This is a genomic window from Microvirga sp. HBU67558 (genome assembly GCF_018069605.1).
Lineage (GTDB): Bacteria > Pseudomonadota > Alphaproteobacteria > Rhizobiales > Beijerinckiaceae > Microvirga > Microvirga terrae.
The window spans coordinates 1-20,836 of record NZ_JAGPUP010000471.1; the positions used below are offsets into that span (position 1 = coordinate 1).

The window sequence follows — 20,836 nt, forward strand, 5'->3', positions numbered from 1 at the left end:
CCGACGCGGAGGCAGGTTTCGGTGCCGGGGATGTAGAAGAAGCCTGCGCCGTAGGTGGAGCAGACGCGGACGTACTCGACGGCAGCGGCCTTCGCGACCGGCAGATCGGCGGCTTGAGCCCCTGCCACCGCGGCGAGACCCGCGACCGATCCGAGGAAGAGGCTCTTAGCGAGCTTCATGGTGTTCTCCAAAGAATGCTTGAGTCCAGGACCCATGTACAACCGTGACCATAATCATGGCGGACTTGAGCGCAACCGGCAGAAACGCCGGAACCGCCCAAGACCCGTGCAATCTGCTGAAAACATAAGCATTTTCGGGCACAGTCAGAAATTATCTGATCCACTGTGACAAAATTTCAACATCCGTGACGCAGGGGGATGGTCTGTATGTCCCAACGTCAAATTCGTGCCCGGTCACCACCCGGGCAGGCCACGTTCGACGACCGCGGCCAGGCTCAGTCGTCAAGGAAGTAATCGCTGTCGCGACAGACATAGCCGACCGGGCATTGCGGCGTATCCCTGGTCGGCACGAATCCAGGCTCGATCGTTTCGTTGAACTGACAGAAGGTGCGATCCCGAACGTAGCGGTCGTAGGTATAGGTGCCCGTGCCCAGAACGACGGCGCCCCGCGAGAAAACGATCCCCCGCGCCTGGTTGCACGTCAGGCTTGGCGTCATGGGGCGGGACTGAGCCCATGCGCTCGATGCGGTGACAAAGGCAACCAGAACAAGAGCAGTTCTTCTCATCACCGAACCCTTCGTACGGACGCGCTCAGCAGGGAGCAGTTTCGCGCATATCAACGTAGGAATCGGTGCTTGGTTACCGGCGGGATGCGAGTTTGTCCTTCAAGAACACGGGAGGGGGTCCGCACTCGATGATGCGCCAAGCACGCGTGGAGCATCGGAATCGGTCCCGAAAGTGGGTCGGCTCTCGGGTCCGAAGCTCTAAAGCATCGGCTGCAGGCGCCGCGCCAGCTCGACGGCGGCGGCATAATCGGTCTTTCCCGATCCCAGCACGGGAATTCCCGACACGAGGATGGACCGGGGCATCCAGAGCTCGGGGAAACCCTGCCCTCTCGCATAGTCCATGAGAACATCCCGGTCCGCATCGGCCTTGTCGGTGATGAGAATGATCTGCTCGCCCTTGCGCGGGTCCGGTATGGCCACGACCACGTGGCTGTTCTCGGGCCAGAGGGTCTGGACGGTCGCCTCGATGGCGGCCAGCGACACCATCTCTCCGCCGACCTTCGCAAAGCGCTTCGCCCGTCCCCGGATGGTCACGATCCGGTCCTCCACGGTAACGATGTCGCCGGTATCGTGCCATCCGTCGACCGGGGGGCGGATCCCGCCCGGAGCGGCGGAATCGAGGTATCCCTTCATGATGTTCGGGCCACGCACGTGCAGACGGCCGCCCTCATGGATTCCCTCGACCGGATCGAGGCGCCATTCGATTCCCGGCAAGATCGGCCCGACGGATCCGGGCCTGTTGCGATCCGGCAGGCTCACGGCGATGACGGGCGAGCACTCGGTGGCGCCGTAGCCTTCCAGAATCACAGTCCCGTGCCGCGACCAGAGCTTGCGCGTTTCATCCTTCACCCGCTCGGCGCCGGCAATGACGTAACGGACGCTCGCCAGGTCGTTTTCGCCTGCGGCCCGGGCATAGCCCTGCAGGAAGGTGTCCGTCGCGAGCATGATCGTGGCGCGGGTTCCGGCGACGAGCTTGGGGATCTGCCTGTAGTGAAGCGGACTCGGATAGAGCACCGACTTCATGCCGTTGAGAACGGCCGTCAGGAGCCCTGCCGTCAGGCCGAAGGAGTGGAAGATCGGCAGCGGGTTGAAGAACACGTCGGTCGGCTGCAGCACGTCCCCCGCGAGCGCTTTGACCTGATAGGCATTGGCGATCAGGTTGGCGTTCGAGAGCACCACGCCCTTCGGCACGCCTTCCGAACCGGACGTGAACAGCAGCACGGCGGGATCATCGGGCTCGACGCGGGCCCCGGCGTGGACGCGCCTCGCCATCCAGGAATCGATCAATCCGCGCAGTTTGTCGAGACTCGTGAGCTGCGCCCGCACGTCCTCGAGCCACAGGATCCGCCGTCCCTCTCCCAGGGTGGCCACGATGTCGTCGAGCTTGCCCTGCTCGACGAAGCGCCGGGAGGTGACGATGGTCTTGATCCCGGCCAGTTCGCAGGCCGCCGTCAGGTTCTTGAGCCCGGCGGTGAAGTTGAGGAAGGCCGGAACGCGCCCGAAGGCGTTCAGTCCGAACAGGGTGACGGCGATCGCCTGAACGTTCGGGAGAAGCACCCCGATGGGCTCGCGCTCCTCCGTCAGGCTCGCCAGCTTGCGTCCGAGGACCAGCGACCCCAGGACGAGACGGCCGAAGGTGATCGGCTGGCGCTCCAGGTCCTCGAGGGCGACCTTGTTCCGGCCGAACCCGTCCCTGGCATCGAGGAGAGCGCCGAAAAGGCTCTTGCGCGTGCGCGCAATGTCAAACTCGGCGATGTCGAATTCGGCCACGGGCGCTCCCTGCCTCTGATTAACCTGCCGACCCTTCGCGAATTGGCGCCTGATAGGCCAGCCCCATGTCCCAGGGGAAGTAGATCCAGGTATCCTGGCTCACCTCGGTCACGAAGGTATCGATCAGGGGGCGTCCGGCGGGCTTGGCATAGACGGCGGCGAAATGCGCGTTGGGCAGCATGTCGCGTACGATCTTGGCCGTCTTGCCAGTATCGGTGAGGTCGTCGATCACGAGCACGCCCTTGCCCTGGCCGTCGCCGACCGCCTTGATCGACGGGGCGATATCCTTCAGCACCTGGAGATCGCCCTGGTTCTTGTAGTCGTGGTAGCTGGCGATGCAGACGCTCTCGATCAGCCGCAGGTCGAGTTCACGGGCCACGATGGCGGCCGGCACGAGGCCGCCGCGGGTGATGCAGACGATCGCCTCGAACGGACCGGCCGAGGCCAGGCGCCAAGCGAGAGCCCGGCAGTCGCGGTGAAATTGATCCCAGGAGACGGGGAAGGCTTTGGGAGAGGTCGGTGACATCGTTTTGCTCTTCGTGGGCGTTCAGGGAAAGACGATAAACCTTAGAGAGGCGCCCGGTCACCCTTGAGGCGACCGAGGAGCTCGCGAACGGCCGCGCTGGCCCCGGCAACCGCCGCGGGGTCCTTGCCGCGCACGACGATCTGGTTGCGGAAGCCGCTCGCCGAGAACGACGGATAGGAGCCGATGGACACGCCCGCATTCGAGGAGGCGATCTGGCTGAGGCCCTCGGCATAGATGCCTTCCGCCAGCCCTTCGGCCTCGATGGTCTCGATGATCATGCGGGCGCCGGTCTGGAGGGAGGGCGCGATGATGTCCAGCATGGCCTGCATGATGGACGGCACGCCCGCCATGACGAACACATTGCCGATGCGGAAGCCGGGAGCCTTGGAGATCGGGTTCTCGATCAGGTCCGCTCCCTCCGGGATCCGGGCCATCCGCAGGCGCGCCTCGTTCAGCTCGTGCGGCTGATACCGTTCCTGGAGCATGGCGACGGCGCGCGGATCATGCCCGATCCCGACATCGAAGGCCTTGGCGATGCAGTCGGCCGTGATGTCGTCGTGCGTGGGGCCGATGCCCCCGGTGGTGAAGAGATAGGTATAGCGGCCCCGCAGGGCGTTGACCGCGGCCACGATCTCCGCCTCCACGTCGGGCACGACGCGCACCTCGCGCAGATCGATGCCGATCCCGGTCAGGTACTCGGCGATGTAGCCGATATTCTTGTCCTTGGTGCGGCCCGTGAGGATCTCATCGCCGATGATGAGAAGGGCGGCTGTAACGGAAACGGCCATGCGCTGCGATCCCTTTTGAGGGGCTTTAGCTTCAGAAACAGCAATTCTCAAGCAACGGTTCGGTTGAACCGCGACCTTCTCCCCTGCTACGAGGCATTTTTCGGCCAATCGTTGGATCCAGATGCGTTTTCACGAAACCCTGCTCGAGGGTCGGCTCATTGAGCGCTACAAACGATTTCTGGCGGATATCGCCCTCGATACGGGCGAGGTGGTCACGACCCACTGCGCCAATCCGGGCGCCATGATGGGCCTGAAGGAGCCCGGCAGCCGGGTGTTCCTGTCCCGGGCGACGAACCCGAACCGCAAGCTCAAATACAATTGGGAATTCGTCGAGGTGGCGGCCGGCGGCGGTCCCCTCCAGCTCGTCGGCATCAACACGTCCCGGCCGAACCTCCTGGTCGCCGAAGCCCTGGCGGATGGCCGCCTTGCGCCCTTCTGCGGGTACGACCGGATCCGGCCGGAGGTGAAGTACGGCCGCAACAGCCGGGTCGACTTCCTGCTCGAGAAGGCCGGGGAACCGCCCTGCTACCTCGAGGTGAAGAACTGCCACCTCATGCGCGAGGCGGGCTTCGCCGAATTTCCGGACTGCGTCGCGGCCCGCAGCGCCAAGCACCTCTATGAACTCGCCGACATGGTGGCTGCGGGCGCCCGGGCGGCCCTCGTCTATGTGATCCAGATGGATGCCGAGCGGTTCGACGTGGCCCGCGACATCGACCCGGCCTACGACCGGGCCTTCCGGCACGCCCTGGCGTCCGGCGTGGAATCCTATGCCTATGTCTGCCGCATCACGCCCGAAGAAGTGGCCATCGACCGGCCGGTGGCCATCGTGACGCCGCGGTAGAGCGAGGCCTCAGCCGCGCTCGAAAGCCAAGTTCATCCTGGTTTCGAGGATCTGCCGGTAGCCCTTGCCCTTCAGGAGCTCGACCACATCGATCTGCCACCGTTCAGGGACATTGGCGACGATCAGCAGGGTCGGGTAGAGGGAAGCGTTCGCATCCCGGAAGAACGGATCGAGCACCAGGTCCTCGGCTCCCTCCACGTCGAGCTTGATCGCGTCCACCCGGGTCAGCCCCTCCCGCTTCAGGAGCTCCAGCATGGTCACGGCCGGAACGCGAATGGCGTCGGTCTGGCTCGAGTTCACGATCTTCAGGCTCGCCTCGCCCCGGTTGAGGGGGTCGAGGAACAGGGTGAGCTCACCGGTCTTGTCGGCCACGGCGCAGTCCACGGCCTTGATGGTGCCGGAGGGATTCTGGCGGATGTTGTAGATCAGCCGGTCGAAGATCTCGGGCTGCGGCTCCACGGCCAGAATCCGGGTCGGAACGGTGCCCGCTTCCCGGGCGACCGAGAGGGCGTACCAGCCGACATTCGACCCGATGTCGATGAAGGTGAAGCCATCCGTGATCCGCGAGGCGAGGATCTTGAGCTCATCGGCGTCGAAGTACTGGGGCGTGAACAGGATGCGCCGCTCGCAGACGTTCTTGTAGGGATAGAGCCGCATGCGGACGCCGAAGGTCTCCAGGTCGAGCGGCAGGCCTTTCAGGGTCTTCATCGCCAGACGGCGCAGCATCAGGGCGAGCCGGCGGCCGGCCCATCCCTCGGGCAGCCCGCGCGTGCGGTCGATCACCCACCGGGTGAGTCCTGAAGGCGCAAAATCGCCGAAAGGGCGAGAATCGTTCATTAAGCGGAAATCCACGGCCGTCGATTGGGATGAACAGGGTTGCTCATGACACCCTCGGGCGCCAATCGCAAGCGGGGCAGAAGGTCTTTGCTTGCGTCCCGCGTGCCGATCCTTACATTCCCGACATCAGATCAGGGACCGAAAATGACCGAGACCGACATTGTCGAGCGCAAGCGCGCCGCCGAGATCCCGCTCCACGGGCCGGAGGCCTTCGAGGCCATGCGGCGGGTCTGCCGGATGACGGCCGAGTGCCTCGACATGCTGACCGATCACGTGAAGCCCGGCGTCACGACGGAATTCCTGGACAAGCTCGCCTTCGACTTCATCCGCGACCATGGCGCCTACCCGGCCTGCCTGAACTATCGCGGCTACACGAAGACGATCTGCACCTCCATCAATCACGTGGTCTGCCACGGCATTCCCAACGACAAGCCCCTGCGCGACGGGGACATCATGAACATCGACGTGACCCTGATCCTCGACGGATGGCACGGCGATTCGAGCCGCATGTACTACGTGGGCGAGGTGCCGCGCCGGGCCCAGCGTCTGTGCGAGATCACCTATGAGTGCCTGATGCGGGGCATCGCGGCGGTCAGGCCGGGCGCGACCACCAACGATATCGGGTCCGCCATCCAGTCCTATGCCGAGGCGGAGCGCTGCTCCGTGGTGCGGGATTTCTGCGGCCACGGCCTCGGCCGGGTTTTCCACGACTCGCCGACGATCCTCCATTACGTGGAGCCGGCCTATAACGTAGAGCTGAAGCCCGGGATGCTCTTCACCATCGAGCCCATGATCAACCTGGGCCGCCCGCAGGTGAAGGTGCTCGCGGACGGCTGGACGGCGGTGACCCGCGACCGCTCCCTGTCGGCCCAGTTCGAGCACACGGTCGGCGTGACCGAGACCGGCGTCGAGGTCTTCACCTTCTCGCCGAAGGGCCTGGACAAGCCGCCCTACACAGCGGGTTGACACTAGCCCGACGCCCAGCTTCGTGCCTACATAGTAACATTGCCGCCCCGGACGTCCCTGCCGGAGCCGCGGCAGGCAGAAGCGGTGGGAGGGCATGAGCGGCGACGACAACCCCCATTACCACGGCCATCGCGACCGGCTTCGCGCCCGCTTCCTCGATGTGGGCGGCGACGCGCTGCCCGATTACGAGCTGCTGGAGCTGGTCCTTTTCCGCTCCATCCCGCGCCGGGACGTGAAGCCCATCGCCAAGGAGCTCATGAAGCGCTTCGGCACCTTCGCCGAGGTGCTGGCGGCCTCCCCGGCCAGGCTCATGGAAGTCGAAGGAATCGGCGAGAGCGTCGTCACCGACCTGAAGGTCGTCGAGGCGTCCGCCCGGCGCCTCGCCAAAGGCGAGGTCGCCAAGCGTCCCATCCTGTCCTCCTGGACCTCGGTGATCGACTACTGCCGGGCCGCCATGGCGTTCATGGACAAGGAGCAGTTCAGGCTCCTGTTCCTCGACAAGCGCAACGCGCTCATCGCCGACGAGATTCAGCAATCGGGCACGGTCGATCATGCTCCGGTCTATCCGCGCGAGGTCATCAAGCGCGCCCTCGAACTCTCGGCATCCGCCCTGGTCCTCGTGCACAACCACCCGTCCGGCGATCCGACCCCCTCGTCGGCGGACATCAAGATGACCCGTGAGATCATCGACATCGCCAAGCCGCTGGGGATCACCGTCCACGACCACATCATCGTCGGCCGCGAGGGCCATGCCAGCCTGAAAGGCCTGCGCCTGATCTGAGCTTGGCTTCAGAACCGACTCGCTCCCGTTGGCGTTACGCTCCTGTCGAAAACGCCAATGGAGACTCGAACCAATGAAAAGAACTCTGCTGACGACCAGCCTTCTCGGCTCCGTCCTCCTCGCCTCGGCCGCCGTGGCCCAGACCTCGCCGGCGCCTGCCTCTCAGCCGGGCGGCTCGGCGGGGCCGGGCTTCATCACGCGGCTCGAGCCGGGCCAGATGCTGGCCTCGAAGATCATGGACGAGGACGTGGTCGGGGCCGACAACAAGGACATCGGCGACGTGGAGGACCTGGTGCTCGATCGCAGCGGCCGCGTCGTGGCGATCGTGGTGGAAGTGGATGAAGGGATCGGCGACCGCACGGTGGCCCTGCCCCTCAGCGCCGTTCAGATGAACGCCGCCGATGCGGCGACGACCGGGTCGGTTCAGGGATCGGGACAAGCCGGCGGCGCCTCCGCGTCGCGGGATGACGACATGCGGATCGTGGTGACCATTCCGGTGGATCAGCTCAAGTCCGCGCCCGAGTTCGACGACAACGACTAAGCGCGAAGCCGCCGGCGGCCTCCTGCGGGAATGGCCGCCGGCCCCTCTAGATCAGCGTCTCGATCCCGGCGAAGATCGCGTAGACGAAGCCCAGGCTCAAGGTCAGGCCGATGGAGCCGATCACCAGGCCTCCCAGGATCACGAGACCGTCGCGCTCCACCAGGCCCAATCCGACCAGACACACGGCCAAGCCCAAGGGGATCTGCCCCACGAAGGGCGGCGCGAAGAGAAGCCCGAGGGCCATGATCAGGATGACTGCGCCCATCAGACGCATCACCAAGGGCGTGTCGAGGAAGGTCATCCGGGGCCGCGAGATGCGCTCCAGCCGACGGAAGACCGGAATGGCGCGCCCGACGGCGCGCTCCACGTCGGTTCGGGCGACGGATCTGTTCATGAGCTGGCGCGGCAGCCAGGGCGCGTCGCGGCCGAACACGATCTGGATGGCGACCAGCGTCAGGAGCAGGCCGCAGACCAGCGGGATGGGCGGCGGCATGGGAAGGCAGTTCGGCAGGCCGAGCAGGACGATGAGCAGGGCGAAGGCCCTGTCCTGGAGCACGGCCATGATCTCGCGCACGGTCAGGCGTTCGCCGGGCTGGGAGGCAAGGGCGAGGAGGATTTGAGAGGTGCGCGCGTTGGAAAACAAGGAGCCCTGGCAGGTTCGGGGATGCTCAGGGCGCCTCTCTACCCGAGTTAAGGTCCGGGGCCAAGGCTCTGGGCCTCTGGCCCTCAGTGAATGTTGATTTCTCCCTGGACGGCCCGGAACTCGGCCGGCTTGATGAGCTGCGCATGGGTAATCGTGACGGAGTGCAGAGGACCGGCAAGCTCGCGCTTCCAGAAGTCCAGGAAGTCGATCAGGACGGGAAAACGCGGAGCCAGATCGTATTCCTGCCAGATATAGGTCTGCAGGAAGGACGGGTGATCGGGCATCCGGTAAAGGATCTTGGCGGTCGTCAGCCCGTAGCCTTCCATCTGGCGGATGAAGTCCTTCGATACCATGCGAACTCCTTCTCTCAAGCTCAAGCGAGCCGTTCCGACAGGTGTCCGCCCCGGTGGCACAGGCGGTTCCCTGCCCTATGCTCAAGGCTAAATCTTGAGTGCATGCCGAAGTTCCTGCAAGGGGACGGGCTTGCACATCCACGCGATCTTGCGTTGATTGCCTGAGCGGAACCACGAGACGAGGAGATCACCGGGAATGCGCTTTGCCTTCGCGGGAATCGATTTTCTCGGAGACGTTTTCGAGACGCTGCTCGCCAGGGGCTGGGAGCCGGTCAAACTCTTCAGCCGTCCCTGCGACGGGATCTACGATTTCAACGACGTGACGGTCGCCCGCGCCCGTGCCTTGCGGCTGCCGATCCAGATGTCGCGGATCCTCCCGGCCGATCTCGCCGGGTTGAGAACCCTGGGGTGCGAGGCCCTGGTGGTGGCGGGCTATCCCTGGCTGATCAACGGCTGGGAGCGCCACCTTCCCTACGCGGTCAACTTCCATCCGTCGCCTTTGCCCATCGGACGCGGGCCCTACCCGCTCTTCCAGGCCATCCTGGACGACCTGCCCGAATGGGGCGTGACCGCCCATGTGCTGGAACCCGCCTTCGATACGGGCGCCATCGTGGCCCGGAGGCGGTTCCCTCTGAGCCCGACGGAAACGCACGATTCGCTGCTCGCCAAGTGCCAGATCGCCGCCAAGGAGATCTCCCTGGAGCTGGCCGACGACCTTCCCAGGCTCTGCGCCGAAGCAAGGCCCCAGGGCCCCGGATCCTACTGGCCCCGGATCACGCAGGCCCAGCGGACCGTCGACTGGACGGGAGGCATCCAGGACGTGCTGCGCACGATCCGGGCCTTCGGGTCCATCGAGACCTTCGCCCAGATCGACGCGCGCTACGTCTATGTGTGGGAAGCGGCCGGCTGGGAAGAGCCGCACCGCTACCGGCCCGGCACCCTGGTCCACAAGCACCGCAGGCACATGGTCGTGGCCGCTCGGGACGGCTTCATCCAGGTGACGGGCTGGAGCCCCTATGCGCCGGGTCCCGCCAGGGGAAAATAGCGCTTCCCTCCCCGAGATGCGGCGCCGCCGTCACCGGCGGCGCTTCACCATCTTCCAGGCCTGTCGGAGGATGAGGAGGTTTCGAATCAGCTTGAACATGGGGTTTCCTTGAAGAACGACCTGTCCTTCAAAGGCAGCGCCGGCGAGAAGGTTCCGGCCCAATCCGGATCGGGAGCCTTGCGCCTCACGTCAGCGGCGCATCGACCGAGCAGACGATGCCCGTTGGACGAAACGCGATACGGGCCACGCCGTTGAGCTCCTGCGACAGGCTGCGTTCGATGAGCCGGGAACCGAAGCCGCGGCGGCCCAGAGGCTGGACCGGCGGCCCTCCGGTCTCCTCCCAGCGCAGGTGAAGGCGAGCTGAAGGCGACGCCTGCTCGACGTCCCAGGTCACCCGGACCTCTCCCGTGGCATTGGCCAGTGCGCCGTACTTCACGGCGTTGGTGGCAAGCTCCTGAAGCGCCATGGCGAGCGCCAGCGCCATGCGCGGCGACAGCCGGACCTCCGGGCCGCTCAGATGAAGGCGATCCTCTCCCTGGCTCGCATAGGGGGCCACCGCCTGGGCGACGATCTCCCGAAGTTCGGCGCCTTCCCAGCTTTCCCGCGTCAGCACGTCGTGGGCGCGGGCCAGGGCGATCAAGCGCCCTTCCAGGGCGTCCTTGGCGTCGCGCATGCTCGGGGCGTTGCGCAGGGTCTGCGACGCGATCGACTGAACGGTCGCCAGGGTGTTCTTCACCCGATGGTTCAGCTCGTGGATGAGAAGGGTGCGCTGCTCCTCCGCGCGCCTGCGGTCGCTGATGTCGCGCTGGATCCCCCAGAGCCGCCGCAGCTCGCCATTCTCGATGATTCCGGTCATGCTGTTGTCGAAGTACTTGTGGTTTCCGGCGGCGTCGCGTTCGACGGATTCGACCCCGGTCATGCTGTATCCGGAACGGATGACCTCGGCGAGGAAAGCCCGCGCCTGGGGATCGGACGACGGCAGCGAAAACTCGAGCGACCGGCCGATCATATCCTCGGCCCGCGCGAGCCCGTACATGTCCGCCATGGCGTCGTTGCACTCGACGAAGCGCCCGTGGCGGTAGGCGAGATCGATCTGCTCCTCCACCGGCAGCGACGTGTCGAGGGGAGGATCGAATTCCAGGAGCCAGATGCCTTCCGAGCTGTGTGCGATGAATGTGCGATAGCGGTCCTCGCTCTCGCGCAGGGCGGCCTGCGCGTCCTTCTCGGCCGTCACGTCCCACTGGGCGCCGAGCGAGCGAACGAAGCGCCCGTTGATATCCCGGATGAGCTTGGTCCGCGCGGTGATCCAGCGCATCTCGCCGGTATCGGCCCGGAAGATCCGGAACTCGTAGTCGAGCTGGCGGCGCGCGTGATCGGCGACGGCCGCCCGCGTTTCCGCCTCGATCCGCGACCGGTCCTCGGGATGCACCAGGGCGATCCAGTCCTCGTACGAGAAGAATCCCGAGAGGTCCTCGTGCAGCCCGTAAAGTTCCAGATATTCCGGCGACGCGATCGCCTTGTTGGTTCTCCGGTCGAATTCGAAGCTGCCGATCCTGGCGGCCTCCTGGACCTGCCTGAGCCGCTCCTCGCTTTCGCGGCGGGCATCCTCGGCCATCTTTCGTTCGGTGATGTCATCGAAGAGAACGGCGATCAGACGGCGCTCCGGATCGTCGATCCGGTAGGCGAAGACATCGTACCACCGCCCCTGGGCGGCCGCCTCGTGCTCGAAGCGCGCCGGCTCTCCGTTCAGCGCGACCCTGCCGTAGATGTCGTACCAGTATTCCTCATGGGCGGGACTCAGCGAACGCATGCTCCTGCCCGCCACGTCGTGCAGGCCGGTCTGGGCCTCGAACACGGGATTGACCTCGATGAAGACGTAATCGACCGGTCGGCCGTGCTCGTCGAACACGGGTTCGATGATGCAGAAGCCCTGATCCAGGGCTTCGAAGAGGGCGCGATAGCGCGTTCCCGTCTCGTGGAGCGCCAGCTCCCGGCTCGCATGGAGGGCGTCTTCGGCAAGCACCTTGCCGGTCGTCTCGGTGGCCGCGCAGTAGAAGCCGGCAACGCCCCCCGTCTCGTCCCGGATCGGCGTCCAGGAGAAGGTGAACCAGCTCACGGGCTGGTCGGCCCGGCCCGCCAGGGCGACCGGACGATCGATGAAATGCTGCGCCTCGCCGGCAATGGTGGCCGCGATGACGGGACGGTACTCGTCCCAGATTTCCGGCCAAACCGTCCGATAGGGCTTTCCCAGTGCCGCCGGGTGCTTGGTGCCGAGGATCGGCACGTAGCCATCGTTATAGAGCGACGTGCATTCCGCCCCCCAGCCGATATAGGCCGGCTGCCGCGAGGCCAGCATGAGATCGACCATGGTCCGGAGGCTCTGCGGCCAGGCCTGGACCGGACCGAGCGGCGTGGCGCCCCAGTCGTAGGCCCGGATGCGCTCCCCCATCTCGCCCCCGATCAAGGGCCAAGGGGATCGTTCGGGAATTTGCAGGGCCGGCGCTTCGCGGCCCCCGGACGGCCGGGGAGGCATCCCCTCGAGAGCGCCGTCGTTCATCGGACGTCGGTCTCCAGACGACCAGCCAGGGAGGAGCGAACCCGACGAGCCGTCTCCGTTTTCAGGGAAATGACTGATCTGGTCGGGCTTGCGGACATCCCCTGCCTCTTGGCTCGACGCGTGAGAGTGCGGCGTAACCCGGCAACATAAGGCCGACAGCAAGGCTATCAAGGGATGGCGAGGAGCTTGCCCGTCCGCGCTTCTCACGAGCGATCCTGATGCGGGAACGGAATTTTGGCTCCGGTTCGGGGAACCGAACGCTCGCTGCGGCATTGACCTGTCACGAAGGCCAATGCCCCCAGGTCTTCGAGACCCTCAAAGCCCTTCACCGCCCCCGTGAAGGGCTTTTTCTTTGCTCGGATCGATCCACGGCCCCGCTGAAACCGTCTGCGGCCTCGATCGTTGGGCATCCTGAAGGCTATCCTGTTGGCCTTCAGGACCGGGAGGCCTCCTCATGTGCCGGCGACGGCGGGTGAGGAGGCCTTTCCGTTCTGTCCACAGATTTCAGAGCTTGTGGTAGTGGCGCCCCTGATAGATCAGGGTCGGCTTCCGTTCACCGAGCCGGATCCCGATGATCTCGCCGATGATCACGTGATGGGTGGCGACCACCCGGGCGTCGCTGATCCGGCAGTCGAAGGACACGAGGCTCGTCGTCAGGGCCGGCGAGCCCGTCTCGAGCTTTTCCCACGCCCCGACCGTGAAGCGATCCTGGCCCTGGAGACCGGTGCGACCTGCGAAGATGTCGGCGAGCGCCAGATCCTCGGCGCCCAGGGTGTTCACGCAGAAGGCGCGGTTGGCCAGGAGGGCCTGGGCGGACCGGGACGCCGTATTGACGCATACCAGCAGCGAAGCCGGGCTGTCGGTCACGGGGGTGACGGCCGTTGCCGTGAAGCCCGCCCGTCCGGCCTCGCCGTCGGTCGTGACCACGTGAACGGCCGCGGCGGCGCGGCTCATCCCCTCCCGGAACAGGATGGCATCGGGGCTCTCAGTCCCTGTGGCGGCTGAATTGGGGGTGGCTTGAGACTTCGACATTCTGATCCGGAGCAAGCCTCTCCCACGCTTTTCCGCAGAGCACAAGGCTGATCAGACCCATATGGCCCCTGGCCTTATCCTTTGGAAGCGGTAGGCAGAACGGAACTTGCCCAGTATTGCAACACCGCCTGCCGCTTATTCCATCATGGGTGGTGATAGGAAACTTAACAGAACGTTGTCGAACGGAAATCCGTTTGCTAGAGACACCAGCATCTTACGACAGGCTTGGCGTTGCTCAGGCATCGTGCTTTCCTGCGGTGTTTCCCAAGAATGACCCCGATCCAGAGGGGCAAGGGTAGGACATGGAAATCTTTGTGCAGCAGCTCATCAACGGGCTGACTCTGGGGTCGATCTACGGCCTCATCGCCATCGGCTACACGATGGTCTTCGGCATCATCGGCATGGTGAACTTCGCCCACGGCGACGTCTTCATGCTGTCTGCCTTCATCTCGCTGATCTTCTTCCTCCTCCTGACCACCTGGCTCGGGATCTCGTCCGTCGCGCTCGCGCTCCTGATCGTGCTCGTGGTCGCGATGGCGCTCACCTCCCTGTGGGGCTGGGCCATCGAGCGCATCGCCTACCGGCCCCTGCGCGGCTCGTTCCGCCTGGCGCCGCTGATCTCGGCCATCGGCGTCTCGATCTTCCTGTCCAACTTCGTCCAGGTGGCGCAGGGAGCCCGCAACAAGCCGACCCCCCCGATGGTCCAGGACGTGATCGTGCTCTTCCAGGGCGCCAGCGGCTACAACGTCGCCCTCTCGTATAAGCAGGTCATCATCATGATCACCACCGCGGTGCTGCTGACGATCTTCTGGTACCTTGTCCAGAAGACGTCCCTGGGCCGGGCCCAGCGCGCCTGCGAGCAGGACCGCAAGATGGCCGCCCTGCTCGGCATCAACGTGGACCGGACGATCTCCCTGACCTTCGTCATCGGCGCCGCCCTCGCGTCGGTCGCGGGCACCATGTATCTGCTGTATTATGGCGTGGTGAGCTTCAACGACGGTTTCGTGCCGGGCGTGAAGGCCTTCACGGCAGCGGTTCTGGGGGGCATCGGCTCGCTCCCGGGGGCCGTTCTGGGCGGGCTGATCATCGGCCTCATCGAGACCTTCTGGTCGGCCTATTTCTCGATCGAGTACAAGGACGTGGCCGCGTTCTCGATCCTCGCCATCGTCCTGATCTTCATGCCCTCCGGGATCCTCGGACGGCCTGAGGTCGAGAAGGTCTAAGGAGCCCTGAGAGCCATGAACGCTCCTTCCATCACCACTGCCGAGCAGACCCAGGCCGTGACCCGGACCTTCGACCTGGGCGCCGCCCTCAAGGACTCGCTCCGGACCGCGCTGATCACGCTGGGCCTCTCGATCCCGATCCTGTCCTACAAGACGGACCAGTCCGGCGCGGACCTCTTCCTCACCCCGCGCTGGGGCCTGGTGGCGACCATCTGCATCATCGTGTTCGGCCTGCGCCTCGTGCTCCACGCCTTCACGGCCTCGCGGGCCTACCGCCAGGCCACCCCCAGCTCCCATCAGGCGACGGAGCCGGTCCATGCGGAGCCGAGCGCCTATCAGCACGTCTCCAAGTTCGCCATCCCGCTCTTTCTCGGGATCGCCGTTGCCTTCCCGCTCATCATCTACCTGATCCAGGGCGGGTTGAACGAGTCGCGCTACTGGGTCGATCTCGGCATCCTGATCCTCACCTACGTGATGCTCGGCTGGGGCCTGAACATCGTGGTGGGCCTCGCCGGCCTGCTCGACCTGGGCTACGTGGCCTTCTACGCGGTCGGGGCCTATTCCTACGCCCTGCTCTCGACCACCTTCGGCCTGTCGTTCTGGATCTGCCTGCCGCTCGCCGGCATCCTGGCGGCGTTCTGGGGCATGATCCTCGGCTTCCCGGTGCTGCGCCTGCGCGGCGACTATCTGGCCATCGTGACGCTCGCCTTCGGCGAGATCATCCGCCTCGTGCTCATCAACTGGGTGGACCTGACCAACGGCGGCGCGGGCATCTCGTCGATCCCGCGCGCGACCTTCTTCGGCCTGCCCTTCACGGCCGGCGAAGGCGGGTTCGCCCAGACCTTCGGGCTCGAATTCAACGGCATGCACCGGATCATCTTCCTCTACTACCTGATCCTGGTGCTGGCCCTGATCACCAACTTCGTCACCATGCGCCTGCGCAAGCTGCCCGTGGGCCGCGCCTGGGAGGCGCTGCGCGAGGACGAGATCGCTTGCCGGTCTCTGGGCATCAACACCACCAACACCAAGCTGACGGCCTTCGCCATCGGGGCCATGTTCGGCGGCTTCGCCGGCTCGTTCTTCGCGGTCCGCCAGGGCTTCGTCTCTCCGGAGAGCTTCAACTTCCTGGAATCGGCCATCATCCTGGCCATCGTGGTGCTCGGCGGCATGGGCTCGCAGATCGGCGTGGCGATCGCCGCCATCGTGCTGGTCGGCGGCCCCGAGGTCCTGCGCAACCTGACCTTCCTCCAGGCCATCTTCGGGGCCGGCTTCGACCCCAACGAATACCGCCTCCTGCTCTTCGGCGTGGGCATGGTGGCCATGATGGTGTGGCGTCCGCGCGGCCTGATCTCGGAACGTGAACCCTCGGTGATCTTGAAAGAGCGCAAGGCCATCTCCGGCTCGCTCGTGAAGGAAGGACACGGCTAATGCGCTGGCTGCAGGATCCCATCCTCGACGTACAGCATCTCACGATGCGCTTCGGCGGTCTCGTCGCCGTCAACGACCTCTCCTTCCAGGCCGGGCGCGGCGACATCACCGCCCTCATCGGGCCCAACGGAGCGGGCAAGACCACGGTCTTCAACTGCATCACCGGCTTCTACAAGCCGTCCGAGGGCATGGTGGCCCTTCGCAAGCCCGACGGCTCGCACCTGCTCCTGGAGCGGCTGCCGGGATACGACATCAACTGGAAGGGCAAGGTCGCCCGCACCTTCCAGAACATCCGCCTGTTCTCCGGCATGACCGTGCTGGAGAACCTGCTGGTGGCCCAGCACAACCCGCTGATGATCGCCTCGGGCTTCACGTTCCTGGGCGTTCTCGGCATCGGCGGCTACCGCAAGGCCGAGAAGGAAGCGATCGAGAAGGCCAAGTACTGGCTCGAGAAGGCCCGGCTGATCCACCGGGCCGACGACCCGGCTGGCGACCTTCCCTACGGCGACCAGCGCCGCCTGGAGATCGCCCGCGCCATGTGCACGGACCCGCTCCTGCTCTGCCTCGACGAGCCTGCGGCCGGCCTCAATCCGCGCGAATCCCTGGAGCTCAACGAGCTGCTCCTGTCGATCCGCAAGGACAACGGCACGTCGATCCTCCTGATCGAGCACGACATGTCGGTCGTGATGCAGATCTCGGACCACGTGGTGGTGCTCGATTACGGCACCAAGATCTCGGACGGCGCCCCCGCCGAGGTCAGGAACGATCCCAAGGTCATCGCCGCCTATCTCGGCGTGGCCGATGACGAAGTCGAGAAGGTCGAGGCGGAGGTCGGCGCATGAGCACCGCTGGAGCAAACATCGCGATGCAGAGCCAGGTCTCCCCGGCCCGCCAGCCGCTTCTGAGCGTCAGGGGCGTGAAGACCTATTACGGCAACATCATCGCCCTCAAGGGCGTGGACATGGACGTCCACGAGGGCGAGATCGTCACCCTGATCGGAGCCAACGGGGCCGGCAAGTCGACCCTGATGATGACGATCTTCGGCAATCCGCGGGCCCGCGAGGGCAAGATCACCTATTCGGGTCAGGACATCACCCGGATGCCGACCCACGAGATCGCCCGCATGTCGATCGCCCAGTCGCCCGAAGGCCGGCGCATCTTCCCGCGCATGACGGTGTTCGAGAACCTGCAGATGGGCGCGTCCCTGCACAACATGGCCCATTTCGACCAGGATCTGGAGCGGGTCTGCACCCTGTTCCCGCGCCTGAAGGAGCGTCTCCAGCAGCGCGGCGGCACCCTGTCGGGCGGCGAGCAGCAGATGCTGGCGATCGCCCGCGCGCTCATGAGCCGGCCGAAGCTCCTCCTCCTGGACGAGCCGTCCCTGGGTCTCGCGCCCCTGATCGTGAAGCAGATCTTCGAGATCATCAAGGAACTGAACGAGAAGGACGGCATGACCGTGTTCCTCGTGGAGCAGAACGCCTACCACGCGCTGAAGCTGGCCCATCGCGGCTACGTGATGGTGACGGGCAACATCACCATGAGCGGCACCGGGAAGGATCTTCTCAACGATCCGCAGGTCCGGTCGGCCTATCTCGAAGGGGGGCATCACTGATGCAGGGCATCCTGTACGAAGAGCCGTCGATCTGGCTCTTCCTTCTCATCACCGTGATCATGGGCGGCTGGGCCGCCTGGATGACCGGGCGGGCCATCGCCCTCACCTGGCGTCCCTTCTGGACCCTGATCCTCTACCTGTTCATCCTCGGCGCCGCGGTGCGCTTCATCCACTTCGCCCTGTTCGGGGGAACGCTGCTGTCGATCCACTACTACGCCATCGACACCATCGTGCTGCTGATCATCGGGGCGCTCGGATTCCAGTATCGCCGCGCCCGCATGATGACCACCCAGTACCGCTGGCTCTATGAGCGGACCGGCCCGTTCTCCTGGCGGGAAAAGGCGTCTGCGGCCAAGGGCTAAGCGCATCGTGCGGAAAGGTGGTCCCGGCTTTCCGCACCAAACGATGCGCCGCTTTAAAAAGGGCGGGCATCGGTTTGATCCCAAAAGTGGAAACCACTTTCGGGTCCGATGCTCCCGCACAAAAGAATCCCAGGTGACATCCGCTTAAAAACCAGCATGATGTAACCTTGGATGACGGGTCTACCGTCAAACCGGCCCCACGAGGAAGAGGGGCCTATAAAACCACCCAGAGGAGTGACCTCATGAAAAAAATGCTGTTGACCGGCGTGGCGCTTGGTCTTGGCCTCGCCTTCTCCAGCGCTGCCAGCGCCCAGATCAAGATCGGCGTTGCTGGCCCCATCACCGGCCCGAACGCGGCTTTCGGCGCCCAGCTGAAGAACGGCGTCGAGCAGGCCGTCGAAGACATCAACGCAGCCGGCGGCATCAATGGCCAGAAGCTGCAGATCGTCGTCGGCGACGACGTGTCCGACCCCAAGCAGGGCGTGTCCGTGGCGAACAAGTTCGCCGCTGAAGGCGTGAAGTTCGTCGTCGGCCACTTCAACTCCGGCGTCTCGATCCCGGCCTCGCAGGTCTACGAGGAAGCCGGCATCGTCCAGGTCACCCCGGCCTCGACCAACCCGCAGTTCACCGAGCGCGGCATGTGGAACACCTTCCGCACCTGCGGTCGCGACGACCAGCAGGGCGCCGTTGCCGGCGCCTATCTCTCCGACAAGTTCAAGGGCAAGAAGGTCGCGGTCATCCACGACAAGACCCCCTACGGAAAGGGCCTTGCCGACGAGACCCAGAAGGCCATGAACGCGAAGGGCCTGAAGGAAGTCGTCTATGAAGGCGTGAACCCGGGCGAGAAGGATTATTCCGCTCTCGTGTCGAAGCTGAAGCAGGCCGGCGTGGACGTGGTCTATTTCGGCGGTCTCCACACGGAAGCCGGCCTCATCATCCGCCAGATGCGCGACCAGGGCCTCAACGCCCCGCTCATGTCGGGTGACGGCATCGTGTCGGCCGAGTTCGTGTCGATCGCCGGCCCGGGCGCCGACGGCACCCTGATGACCTTCTCGCCGGATCCGCGCAAGAATCCGAACGCGAAGGACGCGGTGGCCAAGTTCAAGGCCAAGAACTACGAGCCGGAAGCCTACACGCTCTACAGCTATGCAGCCACCCAGATCCTGGCGGAAGCTGCGAAGCAGGCCGGTAGCACCGACGGCAAGAAGGTCGCCGACATCATGAAGTCGGGCAAGCCCTTCAAGACCGTGATCGGCGACATCTCCTACGACAAGAAGGGCGACATCACCCGTCCGGACTACATCATGTACGTCTGGAAGAAGGGCGCCGACGGCAAGATCGACTACACCGGCAACGAACTCGCCATGTAATCGACCGGCCTGACGGCCAACCGACCAGACCCGCCCTGGCGACAGGGCGGGTTTTCTTATGGAAGTCTTGTTCGAGATCCGGCCACGATCAAAAACTGGATGTGTCTTTCCGACCGTCATGGCCGGGCTTGTCCCGGCTATCTCGATTGGGAAAGCACAACGCCTTTCGGATCGAGATCACCGGCCAAAGGCCGGTGATGACGAGAAAGCTAAACATACGCTCATCCTCTCAGGAACGCCTTGACCATGCCCGCCCTCGATCTCTCCCTGCTCAGGGACGTCTACGCGGTCTGCCGCTTCCCGCCGGGCACGCCGATGGCAGCCCCCTCGCCGGGATCGTTCTCGCTTCTGGTCCAGGCCGCCGAGGAAACCACCCTCGTTTGCCCGATCGATCAGGCTCCACCCGGGGCGGAGATCGATGTCGGCTGGCGCTGCTTCCGCATCGGAGAGAGTTTCGATTTCAGCGTTCCGGGTATTCTGGCGTCCGTTCTCGCCCCCCTGGCCCAGGCCGGCATCGGCATCTTCGCCACCTCGACCTTCAGCACCGACTACGTGCTGGTGAAGGCCGGGGATGCGCAGGGCGCCGTTGCGGCGCTCAGGGAGGCCGGACACACGGTCGATCACGAGACCTGATCAGGCCCGTTCGATCCGGGCGGCAAAGCAGCCACGCCGGGCGAAATGGGCATCGACATGCGCCACCTGCGGAGCGGCGAGGAAGCGCTCGATCACGCGCAGCACCTCCGCCCCTTCGGCCACCTCGGCATCCACGATGAAGGCGTTTTCATCATAGGCCCGCAAGGACAGAAGCCGGTCCCGCAGCATGGGCGCCAACTCGCCCTGGTAGGTTCCCGGTCGGCCGGATCGGCTGACGAAGATCGGGCCGGCCGCGCGGTAGGGCGACGTAGCGGTCGTCTGGTGGGGGTGGTTGAGCAGCAGCAGTTCCTCGCCGACGGCAGCCCGCGTCAGCGACACCCGGCAGGGAAAGGCATCGGGCTCGTCCGCATAGACGCGCTTGGCCCCGATTGCTTCGAGGTCGCGATCGGCCATCTCGAACAAGGGGGCGAAAGGCTCGGCCTCGAGGCCGCGGATCCGGAAGGACATGAATGGTCTCCTTGATGGAGCCCCAGAATGCCAAGCCCTGCCCGTCCCCACGACCCGATTCCTGTGCCGCGTCGCTTCCCGCCACGCCCGGCCCTTTCCCGCGCCCCTTCCGCCGCGCCACCCTCTCCTCAGCAGGTGGGGCCTGTCATGGCCAGGCCTGTTCCGGTCATCCTCAGCCCGTCATTCCACCCTCCCCGTCATGGCCGGGCTTGTCCCGGCCATCCCGATCAGATGAGCGGTGTACCTTTCCGATCGGGATCACCGGCCCAAGGCCGGTGATGACGTGCGGGTGAGGATGAGAGGGTGAGCTCGAGC

23 protein-coding genes are annotated in these 20,836 nt (G+C 65.2%); 12 read left to right on the forward strand and 11 right to left on the reverse strand.

Annotated features, from left to right (window positions below; translation table 11 throughout):
- The 5 genes from KBI52_RS07620 to KBI52_RS07640 form a co-directional block, all read right to left on the reverse strand.
- Positions 1-179: porin (locus KBI52_RS07620; RefSeq protein ID WP_210806498.1), on the reverse strand; the 179-nt coding region annotated here is incomplete at its 3' end.
- 275 nt (positions 180-454) lie between these two features.
- Positions 455-745 (reverse strand): hypothetical protein, encoded by a 291-nt coding sequence (locus KBI52_RS07625; protein ID WP_173947631.1) that lies wholly within the window; start codon positions 743-745, stop codon positions 455-457.
- Between the two features lie 198 nt (positions 746-943).
- The gene (locus KBI52_RS07630; RefSeq protein WP_259060524.1) at positions 944-2,515 is read right to left on the reverse strand and encodes an AMP-binding protein; all 1,572 of its coding nucleotides are present in this window, start codon (positions 2,513-2,515) and stop codon (positions 944-946) included.
- Positions 2,516-2,534: 19 nt separating this feature from the next.
- Complete coding sequence (gene gpt, locus KBI52_RS07635) at positions 2,535-3,041, reverse strand: xanthine phosphoribosyltransferase (protein ID WP_009494102.1); 507 nt, start codon at positions 3,039-3,041, stop codon at positions 2,535-2,537.
- A gap of 41 nt (positions 3,042-3,082) precedes the next feature.
- Positions 3,083-3,829: a molybdopterin-binding protein gene (locus tag KBI52_RS07640; protein ID WP_173947632.1), complete on the reverse strand. Its 747-nt coding sequence runs from the start codon at positions 3,827-3,829 to the stop codon at positions 3,083-3,085.
- A gap of 121 nt (positions 3,830-3,950) precedes the next feature.
- Here KBI52_RS07640 and sfsA point away from each other — a divergent pair, with 121 nt between their 5' ends.
- Positions 3,951-4,670 (forward strand): DNA/RNA nuclease SfsA, encoded by a 720-nt coding sequence (sfsA, locus tag KBI52_RS07645; RefSeq protein ID WP_210806477.1) that lies wholly within the window; start codon positions 3,951-3,953, stop codon positions 4,668-4,670.
- Between the two features lie 9 nt (positions 4,671-4,679).
- Here sfsA and KBI52_RS07650 read toward each other — a convergent pair whose 3' ends face one another.
- On the reverse strand, positions 4,680-5,507 hold the full coding sequence (locus KBI52_RS07650; RefSeq protein WP_173947634.1) for an FkbM family methyltransferase: 828 nt from the start codon (positions 5,505-5,507) through the stop codon (positions 4,680-4,682).
- Between the two features lie 144 nt (positions 5,508-5,651).
- Between KBI52_RS07650 and map the strand changes: the two genes are divergently transcribed.
- The 3 genes from map to KBI52_RS07665 all read left to right on the forward strand — a co-directional run bounded on the left by map (position 5,652) and on the right by KBI52_RS07665 (position 7,795).
- The gene (gene map / locus KBI52_RS07655; RefSeq protein WP_210806479.1) at positions 5,652-6,473 is read left to right on the forward strand and encodes a type I methionyl aminopeptidase; all 822 of its coding nucleotides are present in this window, start codon (positions 5,652-5,654) and stop codon (positions 6,471-6,473) included.
- A 94-nt stretch (positions 6,474-6,567) separates the two neighbouring features.
- On the forward strand, positions 6,568-7,254 hold the full coding sequence (radC, locus tag KBI52_RS07660; RefSeq protein ID WP_173947636.1) for a DNA repair protein RadC: 687 nt from the start codon (positions 6,568-6,570) through the stop codon (positions 7,252-7,254).
- Between the two features lie 73 nt (positions 7,255-7,327).
- A complete protein-coding gene (locus KBI52_RS07665; protein ID WP_210806481.1) occupies positions 7,328-7,795 on the forward strand; it encodes a PRC-barrel domain-containing protein in 468 nt (155 codons plus the stop codon).
- Between the two features lie 46 nt (positions 7,796-7,841).
- On the opposite strand, the gene KBI52_RS07670 is transcribed toward KBI52_RS07665, so the two are convergent.
- Together KBI52_RS07670 and KBI52_RS07675 are read right to left on the reverse strand one after the other, a co-directional pair.
- Positions 7,842-8,438, reverse strand: coding sequence for an exopolysaccharide biosynthesis protein (locus KBI52_RS07670; protein WP_173947638.1), 597 nt, complete (start codon positions 8,436-8,438; stop codon positions 7,842-7,844).
- Positions 8,439-8,521: 83 nt separating this feature from the next.
- Positions 8,522-8,791, reverse strand: coding sequence for an usg protein (locus KBI52_RS07675; protein ID WP_210806483.1), 270 nt, complete (start codon positions 8,789-8,791; stop codon positions 8,522-8,524).
- A gap of 196 nt (positions 8,792-8,987) precedes the next feature.
- On the opposite strand from KBI52_RS07675, the gene KBI52_RS07680 reads away from it, so the two are divergent.
- Positions 8,988-9,836, forward strand: coding sequence for a methionyl-tRNA formyltransferase (locus KBI52_RS07680; RefSeq protein ID WP_173947640.1), 849 nt, complete (start codon positions 8,988-8,990; stop codon positions 9,834-9,836).
- 184 nt (positions 9,837-10,020) lie between these two features.
- On the opposite strand, the gene KBI52_RS07685 is transcribed toward KBI52_RS07680, so the two are convergent.
- On the reverse strand, positions 10,021-12,393 hold the full coding sequence (locus KBI52_RS07685; RefSeq protein WP_210806484.1) for a PAS domain S-box protein: 2,373 nt from the start codon (positions 12,391-12,393) through the stop codon (positions 10,021-10,023).
- Between the two features lie 504 nt (positions 12,394-12,897).
- Entirely contained in the window at positions 12,898-13,425 is a 528-nt protein-coding gene (locus tag KBI52_RS07690; protein WP_210806486.1) for a flavin reductase family protein, read from the reverse strand.
- 302 nt (positions 13,426-13,727) lie between these two features.
- Between KBI52_RS07690 and KBI52_RS07695 the strand changes: the two genes are divergently transcribed.
- The 7 genes from KBI52_RS07695 to KBI52_RS07725 all read left to right on the forward strand — a co-directional run bounded on the left by KBI52_RS07695 (position 13,728) and on the right by KBI52_RS07725 (position 20,053).
- Positions 13,728-14,648, forward strand: a complete 921-nt coding sequence (locus KBI52_RS07695) for a branched-chain amino acid ABC transporter permease (protein WP_210806488.1) — start codon at positions 13,728-13,730, stop codon at positions 14,646-14,648.
- A gap of 15 nt (positions 14,649-14,663) precedes the next feature.
- The gene (livM, locus tag KBI52_RS07700; protein WP_210806490.1) at positions 14,664-16,076 is read left to right on the forward strand and encodes a high-affinity branched-chain amino acid ABC transporter permease LivM; all 1,413 of its coding nucleotides are present in this window, start codon (positions 14,664-14,666) and stop codon (positions 16,074-16,076) included.
- Positions 16,076-16,918 carry an ABC transporter ATP-binding protein gene (locus tag KBI52_RS07705; RefSeq protein ID WP_173947645.1) on the forward strand — a complete coding sequence of 281 codons (843 nt, stop codon included), beginning with the start codon at positions 16,076-16,078 and terminating at the stop codon, positions 16,916-16,918. Before livM ends, KBI52_RS07705 begins: the two co-directional genes overlap by 1 nt.
- On the forward strand, positions 16,915-17,688 hold the full coding sequence (locus tag KBI52_RS07710; RefSeq protein ID WP_173947646.1) for an ABC transporter ATP-binding protein: 774 nt from the start codon (positions 16,915-16,917) through the stop codon (positions 17,686-17,688). The genes KBI52_RS07705 and KBI52_RS07710 overlap by 4 nt, the downstream gene beginning before the upstream one ends.
- Entirely contained in the window at positions 17,688-18,050 is a 363-nt protein-coding gene (locus tag KBI52_RS07715; RefSeq protein ID WP_210806492.1) for a DUF6867 family protein, read from the forward strand. Before KBI52_RS07710 ends, KBI52_RS07715 begins: the two co-directional genes overlap by 1 nt.
- A 242-nt stretch (positions 18,051-18,292) precedes the next feature.
- On the forward strand, positions 18,293-19,420 hold the full coding sequence (locus tag KBI52_RS07720; protein ID WP_173947648.1) for a branched-chain amino acid ABC transporter substrate-binding protein: 1,128 nt from the start codon (positions 18,293-18,295) through the stop codon (positions 19,418-19,420).
- 246 nt (positions 19,421-19,666) lie between these two features.
- On the forward strand, positions 19,667-20,053 hold the full coding sequence (locus KBI52_RS07725) for an ACT domain-containing protein (protein WP_210806494.1): 387 nt from the start codon (positions 19,667-19,669) through the stop codon (positions 20,051-20,053).
- On the opposite strand, the gene KBI52_RS07730 is transcribed toward KBI52_RS07725, so the two are convergent.
- The gene (locus KBI52_RS07730; protein WP_210806496.1) at positions 20,054-20,521 is read right to left on the reverse strand and encodes a DUF1203 domain-containing protein; all 468 of its coding nucleotides are present in this window, start codon (positions 20,519-20,521) and stop codon (positions 20,054-20,056) included.
- Positions 20,522-20,836 lie beyond the last annotated feature (315 nt).

Bases quoted from the DNA above. Each gene is read 5' to 3' on its own strand.
- KBI52_RS07650 (WP_173947634.1), bottom strand. From the start codon at position 5,507: ATGAACGATTCTCGCCCTTTCGGCGATTTTGCGCCTTCAGGACTCACC.
- sfsA (WP_210806477.1), top strand. From the start codon at position 3,951: ATGCGTTTTCACGAAACCCTGCTCGAGGGTCGGCTCATTGAGCGCTAC.
- gpt (WP_009494102.1), bottom strand. From the start codon at position 3,041: ATGTCACCGACCTCTCCCAAAGCCTTCCCCGTCTCCTGGGATCAATTT.
- KBI52_RS07685 (WP_210806484.1), bottom strand. From the start codon at position 12,393: ATGAACGACGGCGCTCTCGAGGGGATGCCTCCCCGGCCGTCCGGGGGC.
- KBI52_RS07640 (WP_173947632.1), bottom strand. From the start codon at position 3,829: ATGGCCGTTTCCGTTACAGCCGCCCTTCTCATCATCGGCGATGAGATC.
- KBI52_RS07720 (WP_173947648.1), top strand. From the start codon at position 18,293: ATGAAAAAAATGCTGTTGACCGGCGTGGCGCTTGGTCTTGGCCTCGCC.
- KBI52_RS07695 (WP_210806488.1), top strand. From the start codon at position 13,728: ATGGAAATCTTTGTGCAGCAGCTCATCAACGGGCTGACTCTGGGGTCG.
- KBI52_RS07705 (WP_173947645.1), top strand. From the start codon at position 16,076: ATGCGCTGGCTGCAGGATCCCATCCTCGACGTACAGCATCTCACGATG.
- KBI52_RS07710 (WP_173947646.1), top strand. From the start codon at position 16,915: ATGAGCACCGCTGGAGCAAACATCGCGATGCAGAGCCAGGTCTCCCCG.
- KBI52_RS07725 (WP_210806494.1), top strand. From the start codon at position 19,667: ATGCCCGCCCTCGATCTCTCCCTGCTCAGGGACGTCTACGCGGTCTGC.
- KBI52_RS07715 (WP_210806492.1), top strand. From the start codon at position 17,688: ATGCAGGGCATCCTGTACGAAGAGCCGTCGATCTGGCTCTTCCTTCTC.
- livM (WP_210806490.1), top strand. From the start codon at position 14,664: ATGAACGCTCCTTCCATCACCACTGCCGAGCAGACCCAGGCCGTGACC.
- radC (WP_173947636.1), top strand. From the start codon at position 6,568: ATGAGCGGCGACGACAACCCCCATTACCACGGCCATCGCGACCGGCTT.
- map (WP_210806479.1), top strand. From the start codon at position 5,652: ATGACCGAGACCGACATTGTCGAGCGCAAGCGCGCCGCCGAGATCCCG.
- KBI52_RS07625 (WP_173947631.1), bottom strand. From the start codon at position 745: ATGAGAAGAACTGCTCTTGTTCTGGTTGCCTTTGTCACCGCATCGAGC.
- KBI52_RS07730 (WP_210806496.1), bottom strand. From the start codon at position 20,521: ATGTCCTTCCGGATCCGCGGCCTCGAGGCCGAGCCTTTCGCCCCCTTG.
- KBI52_RS07665 (WP_210806481.1), top strand. From the start codon at position 7,328: ATGAAAAGAACTCTGCTGACGACCAGCCTTCTCGGCTCCGTCCTCCTC.
- KBI52_RS07690 (WP_210806486.1), bottom strand. From the start codon at position 13,425: ATGTCGAAGTCTCAAGCCACCCCCAATTCAGCCGCCACAGGGACTGAG.
- KBI52_RS07680 (WP_173947640.1), top strand. From the start codon at position 8,988: ATGCGCTTTGCCTTCGCGGGAATCGATTTTCTCGGAGACGTTTTCGAG.
- KBI52_RS07675 (WP_210806483.1), bottom strand. From the start codon at position 8,791: ATGGTATCGAAGGACTTCATCCGCCAGATGGAAGGCTACGGGCTGACG.